The sequence below is a fragment of the Hydrogenophaga pseudoflava genome, assembly GCF_031020795.1.
Taxonomy (GTDB): domain Bacteria; phylum Pseudomonadota; class Gammaproteobacteria; order Burkholderiales; family Burkholderiaceae_C; genus Hydrogenophaga; species Hydrogenophaga pseudoflava_A.
The window spans coordinates 1-798 of sequence record NZ_JAVHJP010000021.1 but is presented as its reverse complement, the minus strand read 5'-3'; the positions used below and the strand labels follow the sequence as shown (position 1 = coordinate 798).

General features: G+C 65.5%; 1 protein-coding gene. It reads right to left on the bottom strand.

What is annotated here, in order from left to right; all coding sequences use genetic code 11:
* Positions 1 to 798, bottom strand: a 798-nt coding sequence (locus tag RCO38_RS24215; RefSeq protein ID WP_308331156.1) for a sugar phosphate isomerase/epimerase family protein, incomplete at both ends; no start/stop codon positions are given.

The following is a 798-nucleotide window of genomic DNA, read 5'->3' as shown; positions in this document are numbered from 1 at the left end:
GTTGGAAAACTTGTCGAGGTAGCGCTGCATCTCGGCGCGCATGAAGCGGCTGGAGTCTTCGGCGCGCTCCTCCCAGGCGAAGACACAGGACGACATCACGCCGTCGAACTTCACCTCGGCCAGGGTCTGGAAGAAGACGTCCCAGTCGATCTCGCCCTGGCCCATGTCCAGGTGCTGGTGCACCCGGATCTGCGTGGAGCCCGGCGGGTTGACGATGTAGCGCAGCTGGCTCGATTTCTTGTGGTTGAAGGTGTCGGCCACGCGCACGTGCGCCAGCACCGGCGCCGCTTCCTTGATCATCCCGGCCATGTCGTCGCCGTAATAGAAGGTGTGCGGCGCGATGTAGGACAGCTTCAGCGCCTTGGAGCCGATGTTCTTGACGATGTCGGCCGCCGGCTGCAGCGTCTCGATCCAGTCCTCGGGGTGGGGTTCCACACTCAGCGTGATGCCTTCCTTCTCGAAGACAGGCAGCAGCTCGTCCATGCTGCGGAACCAGGCGGCTTCGCACATCTCCTTGGTGTTCGCGCCAGGGCGCTCGCCCACCGAACGCTCGGGCGACGAACCGCGGCCGAACTCGGAGACCATGAGCGAGCAGTCCATCTCCACCGCCACCTCGATGGCCTTCTTCCAGCAGCGCATCGCCCACTGGCGCTCGTCTTCAAACGGGCTGGCCCAGCGGTACATGGGCTGCAGCGAGGCCAGGCCCACGCCCGAGGCGCGCATCGCGGCCTTGAAGCCGGCCATGCGCTCTTTGGTGGCGCGCGGCATCACCCACCAGTCCAGAAAGTCCGAGCGGGG